This is a genomic window from uncultured Tenacibaculum sp., from assembly GCF_947504135.1.
In the GTDB taxonomy this organism is placed as follows: Bacteria; Bacteroidota; Bacteroidia; order Flavobacteriales; family Flavobacteriaceae; genus Polaribacter.
The window spans coordinates 224,384-241,785 of the sequence record NZ_CANNGG010000001.1 but is presented as its reverse complement, the minus strand read 5'-3'; the positions used below and the strand labels follow the sequence as shown (position 1 = coordinate 241,785).

13 protein-coding genes are annotated in these 17,402 nt (G+C 32.1%); 6 read left to right on the top strand and 7 right to left on the bottom strand.

Features of this window, described 5'->3' with window-relative positions; all coding sequences use genetic code 11:
• Window positions 1–30: 30 nt before the first annotated feature.
• Window positions 31–447 (bottom strand): rRNA maturation RNase YbeY, encoded by a 417-nt coding sequence (gene ybeY / locus Q0663_RS01080; protein WP_299004997.1) that lies wholly within the window; start codon window positions 445–447, stop codon window positions 31–33.
• A gap of 88 nt (window positions 448–535) precedes the next feature.
• Window positions 536–3,829 (bottom strand): DUF4175 family protein, encoded by a 3,294-nt coding sequence (locus tag Q0663_RS01075; protein WP_299004994.1) that lies wholly within the window; start codon window positions 3,827–3,829, stop codon window positions 536–538.
• Between the two features lie 259 nt (window positions 3,830–4,088).
• Between Q0663_RS01075 and gltX the strand changes: the two genes are divergently transcribed.
• A complete protein-coding gene (gene gltX / locus Q0663_RS01070) occupies window positions 4,089–5,606 on the top strand; it encodes a glutamate--tRNA ligase (RefSeq protein WP_299004990.1) in 1,518 nt (505 codons plus the stop codon).
• A gap of 53 nt (window positions 5,607–5,659) precedes the next feature.
• Here gltX and Q0663_RS01065 read toward each other — a convergent pair whose 3' ends face one another.
• Window positions 5,660–6,250, bottom strand: coding sequence for a hypothetical protein (locus Q0663_RS01065; protein WP_299004987.1), 591 nt, complete (start codon window positions 6,248–6,250; stop codon window positions 5,660–5,662).
• A gap of 57 nt (window positions 6,251–6,307) precedes the next feature.
• Window positions 6,308–6,742, bottom strand: a complete 435-nt coding sequence (locus Q0663_RS01060; protein ID WP_299004984.1) for a TerB family tellurite resistance protein — start codon at window positions 6,740–6,742, stop codon at window positions 6,308–6,310.
• A gap of 351 nt (window positions 6,743–7,093) precedes the next feature.
• Between Q0663_RS01060 and Q0663_RS01055 the strand changes: the two genes are divergently transcribed.
• The 3 genes from Q0663_RS01055 to Q0663_RS01045 all read left to right on the top strand — a co-directional run bounded on the left by Q0663_RS01055 (window position 7,094) and on the right by Q0663_RS01045 (window position 12,487).
• The gene (locus Q0663_RS01055; protein WP_299004982.1) at window positions 7,094–7,411 is read left to right on the top strand and encodes a hypothetical protein; all 318 of its coding nucleotides are present in this window, start codon (window positions 7,094–7,096) and stop codon (window positions 7,409–7,411) included.
• Between the two features lie 322 nt (window positions 7,412–7,733).
• Window positions 7,734–11,102, top strand: a complete 3,369-nt coding sequence (mfd, locus tag Q0663_RS01050) for a transcription-repair coupling factor (RefSeq protein WP_299004979.1) — start codon at window positions 7,734–7,736, stop codon at window positions 11,100–11,102.
• A gap of 524 nt (window positions 11,103–11,626) precedes the next feature.
• Entirely contained in the window at window positions 11,627–12,487 is an 861-nt protein-coding gene (locus Q0663_RS01045; protein ID WP_299004976.1) for a DMT family transporter, read from the top strand.
• Here the strand turns inward: Q0663_RS01045 and Q0663_RS01040 are convergent.
• Together Q0663_RS01040 and dprA are read right to left on the bottom strand one after the other, a co-directional pair.
• On the bottom strand, window positions 12,484–13,569 hold the full coding sequence (locus Q0663_RS01040; RefSeq protein ID WP_047788036.1) for a hypothetical protein: 1,086 nt from the start codon (window positions 13,567–13,569) through the stop codon (window positions 12,484–12,486). The two genes, Q0663_RS01045 and Q0663_RS01040, sit on opposite strands and share 4 nt — an antisense overlap.
• Window positions 13,570–13,581: 12 nt before the next feature.
• The gene (dprA, locus tag Q0663_RS01035) at window positions 13,582–14,679 is read right to left on the bottom strand and encodes a DNA-processing protein DprA (protein ID WP_299004970.1); all 1,098 of its coding nucleotides are present in this window, start codon (window positions 14,677–14,679) and stop codon (window positions 13,582–13,584) included.
• Window positions 14,680–14,738: 59 nt separating this feature from the next.
• Here dprA and Q0663_RS01030 point away from each other — a divergent pair, with 59 nt between their 5' ends.
• Both Q0663_RS01030 and Q0663_RS01025 read left to right on the top strand, forming a co-directional pair.
• Window positions 14,739–15,668, top strand: coding sequence for an SPOR domain-containing protein (locus Q0663_RS01030; RefSeq protein WP_299004968.1), 930 nt, complete (start codon window positions 14,739–14,741; stop codon window positions 15,666–15,668).
• Window positions 15,669–15,727: 59 nt separating this feature from the next.
• On the top strand, window positions 15,728–16,240 hold the full coding sequence (locus Q0663_RS01025; protein WP_299004966.1) for an acyl-CoA thioesterase: 513 nt from the start codon (window positions 15,728–15,730) through the stop codon (window positions 16,238–16,240).
• Between the two features lie 6 nt (window positions 16,241–16,246).
• On the opposite strand, the gene Q0663_RS01020 is transcribed toward Q0663_RS01025, so the two are convergent.
• The gene (locus Q0663_RS01020; RefSeq protein WP_299004964.1) at window positions 16,247–17,281 is read right to left on the bottom strand and encodes an AI-2E family transporter; all 1,035 of its coding nucleotides are present in this window, start codon (window positions 17,279–17,281) and stop codon (window positions 16,247–16,249) included.
• Window positions 17,282–17,402: the final 121 nt, after the last annotated feature.

Genomic DNA, 17,402 nt, shown 5'->3' with positions numbered 1-17,402 from the left:
TTTTTATAATCAGTTCCACGTGGAACTCTTTTATTTTTTATCTAAAATTTCTAAACATTCATTTTCTTTAGAGCGCATAATTTGCTTCTCTTCATCCGTCTTATCTTTGTATTTCATGTAATGTAAAATACCATGAATTATTACGCGGTGTAATTCATTTTCAAAAGAAGTATTAAAATCCTTTGCATTCTCTTCTACTCTTTCTACTGAAATAAAAATATCACCTCCAACTAACTTACCTAACGTGTAATCAAAACTAATAATATCAGTTAATGTATCGTGTTGTAAAAACTCTATATTTATTTTATGTAAATAAGCGTCATCACAAAAAATATAGTTGATTTCTCCCAATTCAAAACCTTCTCTTTCGATACATTCTTGTATCCATTTAGAAGTATTTTCTTCATTGTTTAATTGAAACTCGGTTTCGTAATTAAATGCGATCATTTTTTTTATATCAAATACTATTGTTATTATTTAAAAACATAATTAAAAAGCAATAGTATTTTTTATAATCTAAAGGCTTTTTAATACGTTATTTTCTATCCTTTGGAAGGCTAAAGTACTCTTGCACCTTCTTTTTGTAATTTTGGCGCAAAGGTAGTGATTGTCTGTTTAATATCTCAGTTTGGTTATAAAACAACTTTTTAAACTTCAATTCCTTAGTTGTATTGTTATCAAACTCTTGTAAATTGGTGTTTGATTTACGTTTTTTATCTCTGTTTTGTTCGAATGTAGCTTTGTCTAATTTAAGTAGCTCGTAGTTTAATTGCTGCATTCTATTAATACTCTCTTGTGTAAAACCTTTTTCCAAAATTTGATTTTCTAACTCCTCCATCTTTTTTAAAGCTTTTTTAGCTTCTTTATTCCCTGCATTTCCTTCGTTAATAGCATTTTTTAACTGTTCTCTAAGTTGTGATTGTTCTTTGTAAATTTGATATAATTCACCATCTAAATCATCACTTTGTTCACCGTTTTGCCCTTCTTTTTCACCTTTATTTTTACCGTCTTTTCCATCCTTTGGGTTTCCTTGATTTTTCTTTTGCATGCCTTGTTTCAACTTTTCCATTAATTCACTTTGCTTTTGAATGATGTCTGGCAAGCTAAATGATTTACCTTTCCCCTTCCCTTTTCCATTTCCAGGTTTAGGATTTTGCATAACATCTAAAGTATTACTCAACATATCCGCTAATGTATTTGCTGAAGTCATTACATACTGTTGATTAGAGATTCCGTTTTGAAAATAATTATCTGCAAAATTTTCTAAAGATTGATCTAAGTTATAATGTGCTTGTGCTAAGTGATCTTGAATTTTTGAAGATATACTAGGAACTCGCATTGAAAGCACAAATAAGCTATCATCAATATGTTCAAAATAGGTTTTAAGTTGGTGTTGTTTCTGAAGGTTTTTACCAAAGTTAGGATGTGATGAATTTGAGGAAGAAAACTCATTCATTAAAGCTTCCTGATCAAATGAAAAAGTAATAAGGTTTTCTAATATTTGACGTAAACCTTCCATGTTTTCTTCTTCCATTTCTGCACTCATCGATTGCATTGATTGTTGCATCTTCTGACTCATTTCCTGCATCTTTTTAGCAGCTTTTTTTTGATTTTTCTTTGTTTCAGAAGCGTTATTTTTATCTAAATTTTCTTCAGCTTTATTCAGTTCTTCTTGAGTTTGCTTTTCTAAATTTTCCATAGAAGGCATTTCCATGGGTTGTTTTAATGCTTCATTATCTTTCTTTAAGTCATCTAACTCTTTCTTTGCCTTTTGAAATTCTTCATTAATTTGTTGCTGTTCTTCTTTACTAGATTCTTTGTTACTTAACTCTTCTTGTTTTTTTGATAAATCATCGAGTTTAGTTGCTAATTGATTCATCTTTTGTTCTACATAAAAGCGCTTAGTCATTTCTAAAATACGTTCCAAACTACGTTCTTGTTGTTTGTTTTGTTCAGCTAGTTCTTTTGTCTTTTTAATTAAATCTTCTTTTTTAAGTTTATCTGCTAGCTTGTGTAATTCCTCTAATAATTTTTGTTGCTTTTCTAACTTTTTAAGTTCTTCAATACGTTTTTTAAGGTTTTCTTTTTTCTGCTCAAGAGTTTCATTTTCTTCTTTCTTTTCAGAAAAATTCTCTTGTAATTTTTGTGTTTGGCGTTGCATCATTTGCTTGTATTGCTCTTGACGCTTTATTAAATTCTGAATTTTCTTTTGATCATTCCAGTTAATATTCTTTTTGTTCTGTAAATCAAACTGAATTTTCTCTAAATCTTTCTTACTTTTTTGTTGTTGATCTAGTGAGTTAGTTATGTTTTCTATGTAGTTTTTTTGCTCCTGTAATAGCTCTTCTTCTATTTCACCTTCTGTTTTTTGTCGATAACTAAATTTTCTACTCATGGTTTTTTTACTACCATTTACAACATCATTATCGTAGACTTGAAAGTACATTTCATAGTCTATTCCCTCTTTTAAATCTAAATTTCCAGGAAACTCAAAATAAAAGGTTTGAATATTTTCTTTATTAATAGTTATTGATTTACTCTCAATAGTCTGAATATTGTTTTTATTATAATAGACTATTTCTAGTTTTTTAAAACCATAATCATCAGCAATCTGACCCACAAACTGAGCATCTCCACGAGAAATACTATCAATATTTGAATTTACATTGATAGTTGGATATTCATCTTCAGTAACATTAATAGAAAACTGTAGCTGTTCGTAATCTGTTAGATTTTTGTTAGATGTTGTAATTTGATAATTAGTATTATTCAGTACACGTTTAGAAAACTCAAATTCGTTATTTTCTTTTTGTTTAAAAATTGTTCTTTTTTCTTTTTCTATAAAGGTAACTGTATCGGTTTCAGAAGTTTTAATGTCCCATTTTATAATTGTTCCTTGTGGAACATTTAAGTTTCCGGTGTTGTTAATTGTTTCAGAAGCTTTTCCTATGTATGATGGATAGGTTAGGTTTAATGAAATATTTTGAATCGATGGGGTTTTAATAATTGTTATACTATACTCATTAGATTCAATTCCGTTGGCACTTGCATAAAATAAAATAGGATTTTGAACTTCAGAAAACGTATATGAAAACAAACCATTTCCTTCACTTTCCATAAAGTATTGTTGATTATTAAAATGAATTTTGGTTTCCTGAGGTATTACCTCCCCTTCTGTTTGTACGTATACGGTTATATCTTTTCCTTTAATAACACGTAAATCTTTTGCTGTTAAATTAAAATAAAAAGGAGCTGGAGGATTATATGCTACCGTATGATTTACTACACGATTAAAACTTTGTGAAAGTTTACTAGAAGTTCCTGTAAGCATAGAAATTCCCCAAATTAAGAAAGGAATTAAAGCATATTTTACATATTTTTTGTTTCTACTAAAGTCAATAGCCTTATTAAAAGAAACAGGCTGTAATTCTTTCGATTTTTGCTCAATGCTTGCAGCTAATAAATCAGATTGCTGATTGTTTTGTTGTAATTGTAAAACGTTTAATAATTTGTCTTTTACCTCGGGAAAATGATTTCCGATAATTTTAGAAGCCTCTTCAAAAGAAATTCCTTTTTGCAAACCCACTATTTTAAAAATAGGAAAACAAATAAAACGGAAAAATAAGAATACTTCTACTGCAATAAATAACCAAAATAAAATAGTTCTAGCAGTTGGTTTTAGCCATAAAAAATATTCAATAAATAAGGTGAAAAATAGATATATCAACCCTAACGAAACAAATAAAATGCTTCCTTTTATCAATTCATTGGTGTAGTATTTTCTACTGAATTGCTGTAGCTTTTGCTGTATTTTACTAAACTCTCCCATAAGTAATTATAAAAATAAGTGTTTTATAAGGAATTTTAAGTTAAGATTTGTGTAAACATATCATTTTAGGGTAAAAACGCATAAAAGCGTTAAAAATCGGTTGGACGAAGTCATAAATTAATAGAATTAGATGATTAGTTTTTAGTAATACTATTTTTTATTTTAGTTATATTTCTTTATTCCTTCAGCGAAGCGATCTTGATTCTCTTTTCTATTTCTAAACATAAAACTATCTTTGCGCTTTCAAATCAATAAAAAAATGACTGAGAACGTAAGAGTACGCTTTGCTCCGAGTCCGACAGGACCTTTACACATAGGTGGTGTAAGAACTGCTTTATTCAATTATTTATTTGCTAAAAAACATAATGGAACTTTTGTTTTACGTATTGAAGATACAGATCAAACCCGTTATGTAGCCAATGCAGAACAATATATCATCGATTCGTTAGAGTGGTGTAATATTCCTTTTGATGAAGGCCCTGGTAAAAACGAAAAATTCGGACCATATCGTCAGTCAGAACGTAAAGATTTGTATAAGAAATACGCAGATCAATTAATTGAAACCGGTTGGGCATATTATGCTTTTGATACAGCTGAAGAACTAGATGCACACCGTAAAGACCATGAAGAAAAAGGAAAAACCTTTATTTATAACTGGCACAATCGATTAAAGTTAAACAATTCGTTAGCACTTTCTGCTGATGAAGTTGCAGCTAAGATTAGTGCAGGAGAAAAATTTGTGATTCGTTTTAAAACACCACAAGATGAAACGTTGATTTTACAAGATGAAATTCGTGGTACGATTAAAGTGGAAACAAACACCTTAGATGACAAAGTATTGTTTAAATCTGATGGTATGCCAACTTACCACCTAGCAAATATTGTAGATGACCATTTAATGGAAATTTCACATGTAATTCGTGGTGAAGAATGGTTACCTTCTCTCCCACTCCATGAGTTATTATATCGTGCATTTGATTGGAAAGCACCAAAATTTGCACACTTACCATTAATTTTAAAACCAGTAGGAAAAGGAAAATTAAGTAAGCGTGATGGTGATAAATTAGGTTTCCCAGTATTCCCATTAGAATATACTAATGAGCAAACAGGAGATGTTTCACGTGGATACAAAGAAGACGGTTATTTTGCTGATGCATTTATAAATATGTTAGCATTCTTAGGATGGAATCCAGGAACAGAACAAGAAATTTTTAGCTTAGAAGAATTAACAGAAGCGTTCGATTTAGCGCGCGTAAGTAAATCAGGAGCTAAGTTTAGTCCAGATAAAACCAAATGGTTTAATCAGCAGTATTTACAGCAAAAGTCCAACGAAAAGCTTACAGCATTATTCTTACCTATTCTTGAAGAAAAAGGTATAAGTACAGATAAATATCAGGTAGAAAAAGTAGTTTCTTTAATAAAAGAGCGTGCGACGTTTGTAGCTGATTTTTGGGAGTTATCTAGCTTTTTCTTTGAAAATCCTTCAGAATACGATGCTAAAGCAGTTAAAAAACAATGGAAAGATACTACGAGTGAATTAATGCAAGAATTAGTAGAAGTAATTTCTAAAATAGAAGATTTTTCAATTGAAAATACTCAAAAAGAAATCAAAGGATGGATTACTTCTAAAGAAATAGGATTTGGTAAAGTAATGCAACCACTTCGTTTAAGTTTGGTAGGAAAGCTAGCGGGCCCAGATTTGTTTGATATTATGACAATGATAGGTAAAGAAGCTACTATTACCAGAATACAAAACGCTATAAACAAACTATTATAAAAATAAAAAAGCCGCTATTTAAGCGGCTTTTTTTATATATTAAATTTAGAGGTTTAAAACATACAACCTCCTAAATGTTTGGCAGCATTACGACTATTATCACCACCATTATTCCAGTTTAATTTGAATACAACACCTAAAGTTCCTTGAATGTGCGAACGCATACTTTGGTATGCTTCCAAAGAATGTTTGTAATATAATTGAGGATTGATACCTACTTTATCACTCAACCAGTAAATTCCACCACCACCAATATTCAATGTTGGAGTCATTTTACGATCAGAATCTACTAAACTTCCTCCAACAAAAACATACGGAGCAAATTTTTCTAACACAGCATTAAAATTATAACGAAAAGAAGCATCCATAGAAAAATACTTTGCAGAGTTTTTGATAAAACCAACGTCATCAATAGTATTAAAAGATACAGCACCATCTAAAGAAAAACGATCGCCAATAGGCATAGTTAAACTTAAGGTTGGTACTTGAAATAAGTATTGATCGCCAATAAAAGCGGCATCGCTTTCACTAAATTTTGTTATTCCTGCTCCTATACCTATTTGCCAAGAATCGTTTAAGTTTTGAGAAAAAACAGCCGTTGTTAAACAGGTAAAGATAGTTATGAATAATATTTTATGTTTCATTTGGGAGGATTTGTTTATGAGTAATAACTGGTTTTAAAGGATTTTAGTATAATTGAATTAATTGATATTAACATTTTTAATGGCCGTAGTAAAGTCATCTAAGTCATTATCGTTTAAAACTAAATGGATGGCTTCATCACAAACTTTTTCAACATTTTCAGAAGTAAAATTTAAAGCCAATGCTATTTTACGTAGTAAACCTACTTCTCCTTTTGCTACTTCTTCATCAGCAAAAATCATTTTAGTTAAAAGATATAAACGTTCAATACGCTCATCGTAACTTACTGGTGAGTTTACAGGAAATTTTTCAGGAGTTTTTAAAATTAGTGTATACTCTTCTTCACTAATGTTTAATTTTTTAGAAGCTCTATCTAATAATTCTTGTTCACCTTCAGAAATGATTCCATCAACTTTAGCAATTTTTACGATGCTGGCAAAATGCCCTATTTCTTGTTTGTGTTTTCCGCTTGAATATAAATCTGATATTGACATAATTTTATTTTTATAAATACTATCAACAGGTAAGTTTAAAGCCCGTCAACTTTCGCCGAAAGTTAACAATTCTCCTTAAAAACAAAGTATTATTTTTTTTTATAGTTATTTTACTTCACATAAAAACGAGTAATAAAATACGATTATTTAATTGGTGGTTTAAGGCGTTTTTAAAAAATAGTAATACAAATACCTATATCGTGTTGTCATCGTTGTTTAAAATCGTTTTATGAGGTTTTTAGCTTTGTAAAACCAAAGCTTAAAGATTGAATAGGCATTTCTTATCGTTTTGTAAAAAAGTATAAAAAAACAACTAACTCGTTGTCGAGCAAATTTTAATTGTGGTAAAAAATGAAATTAGCAGCTACTCTTTGTTTTTTTCTATTTTCAATTTTGTTTGGTTTTTCACAAAATCAACAAGACATAGAAAAAGAAATTAATGCACAAGTTTGGAAACCATTTAAAACTTGTTTCGAAGCTCGAGATTGGAAAACGTTTAACAGTTTACATACTAATGATGTTTTAAGAGCAAACAAACACGGTATTCGAATAGGAACAGAATATAAAAATCTATTGAAGACTCTTATCAGAAACCAATTAACAGGAAACGACAGATTGATTTTTGTTTCGATCAAAGAATTTATAAGGAAGATACAGGTTATGAAGTAGGTTATTACCGAATTATTTCTACAGAAAAAGATAAAAAACCGACTATTTCTTATGGAAGGTTCCACGTGGTGTTGAAAAAAATAAACAATAAAAGGTTGATTGCACAAGATTGGGATACCAATACTATCAACGAAAAATTAATTACCAAACAAGATTTTGAAACAGGAAATTGTTTAAAGTAAAAGAGTTGTCATTTCTGTAAAGGTTAACTAATTCGTTGACATCATTGTTTAAACAACACAATTAACCTTATAGAAGCAGTTAAAAAACAACCCTTTCAATAAAAAATAATCCTCGTACATTTGCGTAAAATTTTTGTACGTTGAGCAAGCAAGCAATTGTAAATCACTATCAACAATCTGAGAATGTAAAACAGATTGTTCATCAGCTTCAACAAGATCCACATCATTTTCAACTAACGAATTTGGTCGGTTCTTCGTTGTCTTTTGTTATTTCCGAAACTTTTAAACAAGCCGATAAACCCTACTTGTTAATTTTTAACGACAAGGAAGAAGCTGCTTATTATCTAAACGATTTAGAGCAGTTATTAGGCGATAAAAACGTGTTGTTTTATCCAGGTTCGTATCGCAGACCTTACCAGATTGAAGAAACCGACAATGCCAATGTATTACTGCGTTCAGAGGTATTAAACCGTATCAATTCTCGTAAAAAACCTGCGATTATTGTTACCTACCCTACTGCGTTGTTTGAAAAAGTGGTCACCAAAAAAGAGTTGGAAAAAAACACACTAAAAGTGGTGGTGGGCGAGCAAGTATCGCTCGATTTTGTTAACGAAGTACTGTTCGAATACCATTTTAAACGTGTCGATTTTGTAACCGAACCAGGAGAGTTTTCGGTACGTGGTGGAATTATCGATGTGTTTTCGTTTTCGCACGACGAACCGTATCGTATTGAGTTTTTTGGTGATGAGGTAGACAGCATCCGAACGTTTGATGTAGAAACGCAACTTTCTAAAGAAAAACTGAAGAAAGTGAGCATTATGCCGAATGTAGAAAACAAAACATTGCAGGAGTCGCGAGAAAGCTTTTTAAAATACATATCAGCAAAAACCGCGGTTTTTGTGAAGAATGTAGATTTGTTAAGTGATTCACTGGATAAATTCTACCGAAAAGCAGAACTATCGTTTAACGAATTATCAACCGAAATCAACCACGCAAAACCCGAAGAACTGTTTTGCAACGGAGAGCTGATTCGTAATCAATTACAAGATTTTACAACGGTTGACATCGGTAAAAACCGTCATTCCGAACAGAGAGAGAAACCGCAAGGTTCAGCGGAGCTAAATCTCACTGAAATAAGTTTTAATACGCATCCACAGCCGTCTTTCAACAAAAAATTCGACCTGTTAATTCAGAATTTCAACGAGTTTTCGTCTAAAGGATTTACCAATTATATCTTATGTTCTAACGAACAGCAAGCACAACGTTTCCACGATATTTTTGATGACCACGAAGAAGAGGTTTCTTATGAAACCATTGTGTTTCCGTTGTATCAAGGGTTTGTGGATATTGAGAATAAAATTGTTTGTTATACCGATCATCAAATATTTGAGCGTTATTACAAATTCCGACTCAAAAACGGATACGCAAAAAAGCAATCCATCACCCTACAAGAACTTACTAAATTAGACGTAGGTGATTATGTAACCCATATTGACCACGGTATTGGAAAGTTTGGTGGACTTCAAAAAATTGATGTAGAAGGCAAAAAGCAAGAAGCCATCAAGTTAATTTATGGCGACCGCGATATTTTATACGTAAGTATTCACTCGCTACACAAAATTTCCAAATTCAACGGAAAAGACGGAAAACCACCAAAAGTATATAAACTAGGGTCGAATGCTTGGAAGAAAGTCAAGCAGAAAACCAAAACCCGCGTTAAAGAAATCGCGTTTAACTTAATTCAGTTATACGCAAAACGAAAACTACAAAAAGGATTTGCTTTCGGACCCGATACGCACATGCAGCACGAGTTGGAAGCGAGTTTCTTATACGAAGACACACCCGATCAGTTCTCTTCTACCCAAGAGGTAAAAGCCGATATGGAAAAAGAACAACCCATGGATCGTTTGGTGTGTGGTGATGTTGGTTTTGGAAAAACAGAAATTGCCATTAGAGCGGCATTTAAAGCAGTAGATAACGGAAAACAGGTTGCGGTGCTCGTACCAACTACGGTTTTGGCATTTCAGCACTTTAAAACCTTTTCTAAGCGATTAAAAGACTTTCCGGTTACGATTGACTACCTAAACCGTTTTAGAACCACAAAACAGCGAAAAGGTGTGTTAGAAGGGGTTGCTGATGGAAGTGTAGATATTGTAATAGGAACGCACCAGTTAACCAATAAAGCAGTTCAGTTTAAAGATTTGGGATTATTGGTTATTGATGAGGAACAAAAATTTGGAGTAGCAGCAAAAGATAAGCTAAAAACGATTAAGGAAAATGTAGATACATTGACCTTAACAGCAACCCCAATTCCTCGTACTTTACAGTTTAGTTTGATGGCGGCACGAGATTTATCGGTGATAAAAACACCACCACCCAACCGTCACCCCATAGAAACCAACGTGATTCGCTTTAGTGAAGAAACCATTCGCGATGCGATTTCGTACGAGATTTCTCGTGGTGGACAGGTATTTTTTATACATAACCGTATTGAAAATATCAAAGAAGTAGCAGGATTGTTACAACGTTTGGTGCCAAGTGCTAAAATTGCCATTGGTCACGGACAAATGGAAGGAAAAAAGTTAGAAGAACTCATGCTTGGTTTTATGAACAACGAGTTTGATGTACTAGTTTCTACCACAATTATTGAAAGTGGATTGGATGTACCGAATGCGAATACGATTTTCATCAACAATGCGAATAATTTCGGATTGTCGGATTTACACCAAATGCGTGGTCGCGTAGGGCGTTCGAACAAAAAAGCCTTCTGTTATTTCATTACGCCACCGTATCACCATATGACCGATGATGCACGTAAACGAATTCAGGCATTAGAGTTGTTTTCTGATTTAGGAAGCGGATTGAACATTGCCATGAAAGACTTAGAGATTCGTGGTGCTGGAGATTTGTTAGGAGGTGAACAAAGCGGATTTATCAACGATATTGGTTTTGATACCTATCAGAAAATCTTACATGAAGCCATTGAAGAACTCAAGGAAAATGAGTTTAAAGATTTATATCCTACGGATGAAAATGCACCGAAAGAGTATGTGAAAGAGGTGCAAATTGATACCGATTTTGAAATTTTGTTCCCAGATGATTATGTCAACTCAGTAACGGAGCGTTTGAGTTTATACAACAAATTAGGAACCTTAACTACGGAAGAAGAATTACAAACCTTTGAGACTGAAATTATCGACCGTTTTGGAGAATATCCAACCCAAGTAGCCGATTTATTAGACAGCGTTCGTATTAAATGGTTAGCAAAAGAGTTAGGTTTAGAAAAGGTGATTTTAAAGCAAAAACGATTAATTGGATATTTTGTAGCCGATCAGCAAAGTGCTTTTTATCAAACCGAAGCGTTTACCAAAATGTTGAGGTATGTACAGCAAAATCCGAAGAGTTGTGTAATGAAAGAAAAGAAAACCAAAAACGGATTGCGTTTACTCATCACTTTTATTAAAATTGATAGTGTACACAAGGCGTTAGAGACTTTACAGAAAGTTTAATGATAAAAAAGTGATACTTTAGTGATACAAAGTTTTACTTTTTTTTATATTTGTTGTTGTTGATACAACAAAAAATCCTGATAAGTTGCAGCTTACCAGGATATTAATTCTTAGTTATTTTTTTTAACTAAGAATCGGAAATAGGAAGAATTTTTTGGATAAATCCTTTTTCCTTTTTTGGTGATGTACCTGCAAAAGATGTACTCATATCCTTCAGGTGCATTTTTTAAATCACTCATAATTTGTGTTTTAAAAAAATTAAACTTACAAGAAACCTTGAATTTTAAATTCAAGGTTTTTGTATTAGAGATTATCTCTAACTCCTTTAGAGCATCACCAACTCTTTATTTTTTACGGGGCTTATCACAAATATCGGAAGACTTTATTTATATTAAAAGTGATACTTATTCACAAACTCCTTGAAGTTTTTAACATATTTTGCTTCTTAACTTATGAATAATGACTTTTGAACCACATATACTTTGTATATGTGGTTCAAGCTTATTTTAACAAATTTTTACTGTTTGCAAACCAATCACGCAAAAAACCTATCAGGAATTATTTTAGCAACCCTGTTTATCAGTACATCGGGTGTGTTAGGTAAGTATATTGCAATGCCTTCAGAAGTTATTGTGTGGTTTCGCTCGGTGTTTGCTATGGTAATTTTATACGTGTTTTGCCGATTCAAAAAGATTGATTTAACTATACAATCAAGAAGACACTTGTTCCCTTTTTTAATGGGCGGAATTTTTATGGGGGTACATTGGATTACGTATTTCTACGCGTTAAAACTATCCAACGTAGCCATAGGAATGCTATCGTTGTACACTTTTCCAGTAATGATTGCTTTTTTAGAACCCTTGTTTCTAAAAATTAAATTCAATCCGATTCATATTGTTTTAGGGTTGATGGTGTTGCTAGGTTTATACATTCTAGCTCCTGATTTTGATATTAAAAACACACAAGTACAAGGCGTGTTATTTGGCTTGCTTTCTGCATTGTGTTATTCTGTTAGAATTTTGATTTTAAAGCAGTATGTACAGCAATATAATGGAGTAATGCTCATGTTTTACCAAGTAGTTATAATCACGGTAACCTTAGTTCCCGTCTTATTTTTTATGGATGTTTCCGGATTTCAAGAGCAACTCCCATATTTACTATTATTAGCCTTGTTAACTACGGCTATCGGACATAGTTTAATGGTACATTCACTACAGTTTTTTTCAGCATCAACCGCAAGTATAATTAGTAGTATTCAACCTGTTTTCGGAATTTTGTTAGCGTTTATTTTCTTAAACGAAATTCCCACGTGGAACACGTTTATTGGTGGAAGCTTAATTTTAGCAACAGTGATTATTGAAAGTATTCGAAGTAGAAAAGGTTAGTGTAATCTTTGCTGTTGTTGAATAATGGTTTTCATACTCACATCTTCGTAATTTCTACGAACAAAAGTTAATGCACTGTCTAAAACTTCACCCATACCATCACTATCTCTAAAATTAATATCTCCTGTAAATTCAAAAATTTCTGATTTTAATTGTTCGATATTTTTTGGTATAGAAATATTATCTGATTTCATAGCGGAAAGCAAACGATTCAATCGAGAACGTGAACCTAAAATTCTTTTAGCAACAATTGATCGCTCTTCTATTTGATATTGCTCAATAGATTCTGAAGTAAGCTTATCTCCTACCAGTTGAACGAGCTTTAAATTTTCTTTAAAAAACTGTGGATAATACACTTTAAACTTCCCTTCGTAACATTGCTGGTCAAAATCTATCGGACGAATTTTATACACAACATTTTCAAAATCGTGTGTAGGTACTACTACGTAGTTATACGAACGCATATCGCCCAACAAACGAATCATACAACGCTCGTTAAATTTAACAAACTCTTTAGCTAGTTGTGCTTTTTCAATATCTAAACAATCATCTAAATAATCATTGATAAAAACATCACCAGGAATTCCTGATATATGCTCTTCTATCAACGTGTCTTCATATACCAAAAAGTTTAGATTGTAAGGAGATAAAATATCCTCTAACTCTAGTCCGTAAATACGAGAAGCATCGGTTTTCTTTACGTAAAAATAGGTGTAGTTATCATTTAAAATATTTCGAATTTTTATACGAAAAGGTTTAGAGTTACCAAACGTACAAAAATCGATAGCATCAACATTTAAATGCTTAATACTGGCGTCAGAACCGTTAGAGTGTAAGATATTATATACTTTTTTTAGGTATAAATCAATTTCAGCCCGCTCAAACTCATTATAAAAAACACGTATCCATAAGGTATCATTATCATGTTTATCATACACAGCAACCGAACCTTGAAAACGCAACAAATCATCATAAAAAATAGGAATTTTTATAGTTCTGTTATGTCTTTTTAAGTAGTTTCCTAGTTTTTTGGTAACAGGAAAAGCTGGTTTTTTTTGTGATATGAGTTTATATTCTGACATGGCTCAAAGATACTAAACTTCAAACATTTTTCCGGGTAAAGGTTTTACAACGCCTTTTAACTCTAATTGAATTAAGATAGAAGAGAGTTGATAAATTGGCAATTCACAGTTAATAGCAATATCGTCTAGCAACTGTTTTCCGTTTTGTTGTAAATAATCATAGATTTTTTGTTCGGAAGAATCAAGTTCAACAAATAACTTTTCTTGCTTAGGTACGGCAGCTTGCCGTATGTCCCAATTAAGCATTTTTACAATATCTTCAGCAGAGGTTAATAAATGTGCTTGATTGTTTTTAATGAGGTTGTTACAACCTTTGCTATATATATCGGTTGCTCTACCCGGTAGCGCAAACACATCACGATTGTACGAATTGGCGATATCAGCAGTAACTAACGAACCTCCTTTTTCAGCAGATTCGATAATAATAGTCGCTTTGGAAATTCCCGCCACAATACGATTTCGTTTTAAAAAATTTTCTCTCATAGGCTGTTCATCGTGCCAGAATTCGGTGATGAATCCTCCATTATTGTTTACTTCGTGAATATATTTTTTATGTGTCTTCGGATAAATTTCTTCCAAACCATGTGCTAAAACAGCGATGGTTTGTAAATTGTTTTTTATAGCCGCTTTATGGGCACAAATATCTACTCCGTAAGCAAATCCACTTACAATTATTGGATTGTGTTCTTTTAACTCTTCAATAAGTTGATTACAAAAATCACGTCCGTATAAACTCATGTTTCGAGTACCTACTATTGAGATGATTTTATCGTTGTTAAGGTTGAGGTTGCCGTCTTTAAAAAGTAAGATTGGAGCATCAATACAATGTTTTAGCTGTTGCGGATAATCATCCTCTAAAAAATAAGAAAATGTAATGTTGTTTTGTTGAATGTAGTTGAGCTCCTCCTCTGCCCTTTTCAAGTTATTGTCATCAAAAAGATGCTGAGTTACATGAGTTCCTATTCCGTTAATTTTATGGAGTACATTTTTCTTCTCTAAAAATACTTGTTCAACACTTCCAACAGTAGTAATTAACTTTTTAGCTAAGATATCACCTACATTTTTGGTAGCTTGTAATCGTAGTAAAGCAAGCAATTTTTCAGAATTCATATAGCAATAATTTGAGTATCAATATACAAAAAAACTGTTAATAAAAATTGTACAATCACTTGAAACTATACATTGAAAAAGCTATATTTGTTCTTATGACATTAGCCAACTACATCAACGATTTGTTATATAGATACGACTGCGTAATTGTTCCTAATTTTGGAGGATTTGTAACCAACACTATTGGTGCGAGGGTAAATACTACTACTCACACTTTTTATCCGCCAAAAAAACAATTAACATTTAATGCGTATTTACAACATAATGATGGGCTATTGGCTAACTATATTGCTTCTGACAAAAATATTTCTTTTGAAGAAGCTACTACTTTTATTGCAAGTGAAGTTGAAGAGTGGAATAAAAACTTAAAAACGACTTCTGTTGAAGTTGCGTCGGTCGGAAGTTTAGCATTAAACGAAGCTGGTCAAGTAGTTTTTGAACCAAACCTTACAAGTAATTTCTTAACAGCATCTTTCGGATTAGCAGAGGTTAAAACTACTTCAGTAGAGAGAGTAAAAGAAGTAACAATTAAGTCATTACCTACTACTAAAGAAAACAGAAAAACAATTCCGTTGTATTTAAAAAGGACTGCTGCTGCAGCTGTTTTTGTAGGAATTGCCTATGTGGGTTGGAATGGTGTTCAAAAACAACAACAACAAGTATTAGCAAATCAAGAAAAAGCTGTTGAGAAGAAAATTCAATCAGCAACTTTTGTAATAGAGAATCCGTTACCAACGATTAATTTAAACGTTAGTAAAGAAGCGAAGAACTTTCATATCATAGCTGGAGCTTTTCAAGATGTACACAATGCTGAAAACAAATTAACAGAGTTAGAAGATAAGGGCTATGATGCTTCTATTGTTGGAAAGAACAGATTAGGCTTAACTCAAGTAGCTTTTGCAAGCTATGCAACTAAAGATGAAGCTAGAAAAGCTCTAGAAATTATTAAAGAATCTGTTAGCGAAGACGCTTGGTTGTTGGTTAAATAAACTACATTTATTTTAGGTAGATTTTTTTGTTGCTGTATCTTTGCATCAAAATTTAATTGATGAGAGCAAAATCACCAAGAGAATCGTTAACTGTACTTACCGATTTAGTTTTACCAGGAGAAACAAATTATTTAGATAACCTTTTTGGAGGAGAGTTATTAGCTCGTATGGATAGAGCTTGTAGTATTGCTGCACGCCGTCATTCGAGAAGAATTGTAGTAACAGCATCAGTAAATCATGTAGCATTTACCAAATCGGTACCTGTAGGAAGTGTAGTTACCTTAGAAGCAAAAGTTTCACGTGCTTTTAAATCGTCAATGGAGATTTATGTAGATGTTTGGATTGAAGATCGTCAATCGGGTGAAAAAACGAAGGTAAACGAAGGAATTTATACGTTTGTTGCTGTTGATGAAACAGGAAAGCCTGTGCCAATTCCGCAAATTGAACCAGAAACAGAATTAGAGAAAAAACGATATGAAGCTGCTTTACGTAGAAAGCAATTAAGCTTAGTTTTAGCAGGTAAAATGGATCCTAAGGAGGCTTTGGAGTTGAAATCTATTTTTATGGATTAAAATCGTTTATATGTCATCAACATCGCCGTTTTCAGATAAGAAAATGGCAATGTTTTTTGTGTTTTCAAACTGAGAAAAGATAATAATCATAATTACAGTAATAGGTACCGAAAGTATCATTCCTGTAATTCCCCAAATTTCTCCCCAAACAGCTAGTGAAAGAATGGTAACTAGCGGACTTAAATTCAACGATTTTCCAAAAACTCTAGGCTCTACAACATTTCCTACGACTACCTGAATAGCACCAACGGCAAATACAACGATTAAAAAAGGCGTGAATTCTCCAAACTGAATCAAACAAAAAATTGCTGGAAAAGCTGTAGCGACTAACGATCCGATAGTTGGAATGTAGTTTAATAAAAAGATAAGGAAGGCCCAAAACGGTGCGCCATCTACTCCAACCATTAGCAAAACAAAATAACTTAAGATACCCGTTAATAAACTTACATAGGTTTTTAAACGTAAATAGTTAGAAATTGAGCTTTCTACCTTTTTTAAGATAAATTGAAAGCTTTTTGAACTTCCTTCATGATTAGAGAATACACGTTGTAGCTTTAACTTAAAGTTGCTTTCCTCTAAAAAGATAAATAAGGCATAAATAATAATCATAAAGGTATCACCTAGCAAACTACTAATTCCGTTCGCTATATCGCCTAAAACAGAGCCATAATCAAAATCTCCCACTACCGATTTTACCGAAGTAATGATATCTATATGAAAAAAGGTATCTAAACTTTTAATGATAGCATCAACATTAGGTTCATATTTTGAATAAGACGTAGTTAAATTTGAAATACTATTAGTAATGATTTCAGAAACAAACCCAAAACCTAAAACAATAAGAGAAAACACAAACACATTACTCAACCAAAAAGGAATAAATCGCTTTGCAAAAGGGATTTTATAAATAGTTTTTCGAATCTCTCTTGTTAAAAACCAAAAAATAAGTGCGAAAATGAACGGAATTAAAATTCCTTTTCCAATAACCAGTGTAGCTAAAATAGCTACGGTTACAATAATAAAGTTGGCTGCGTTTTTCACACGTTTAAATTTTTATAATTGTTTTATTAAAAGTTTAATTATAAAATTGAGAACGTGTGTAACCGCTACGCTCTCACATTAATAAATTTTAAGCTTAATCTTTTGTGAAAAAAAGCTTAAA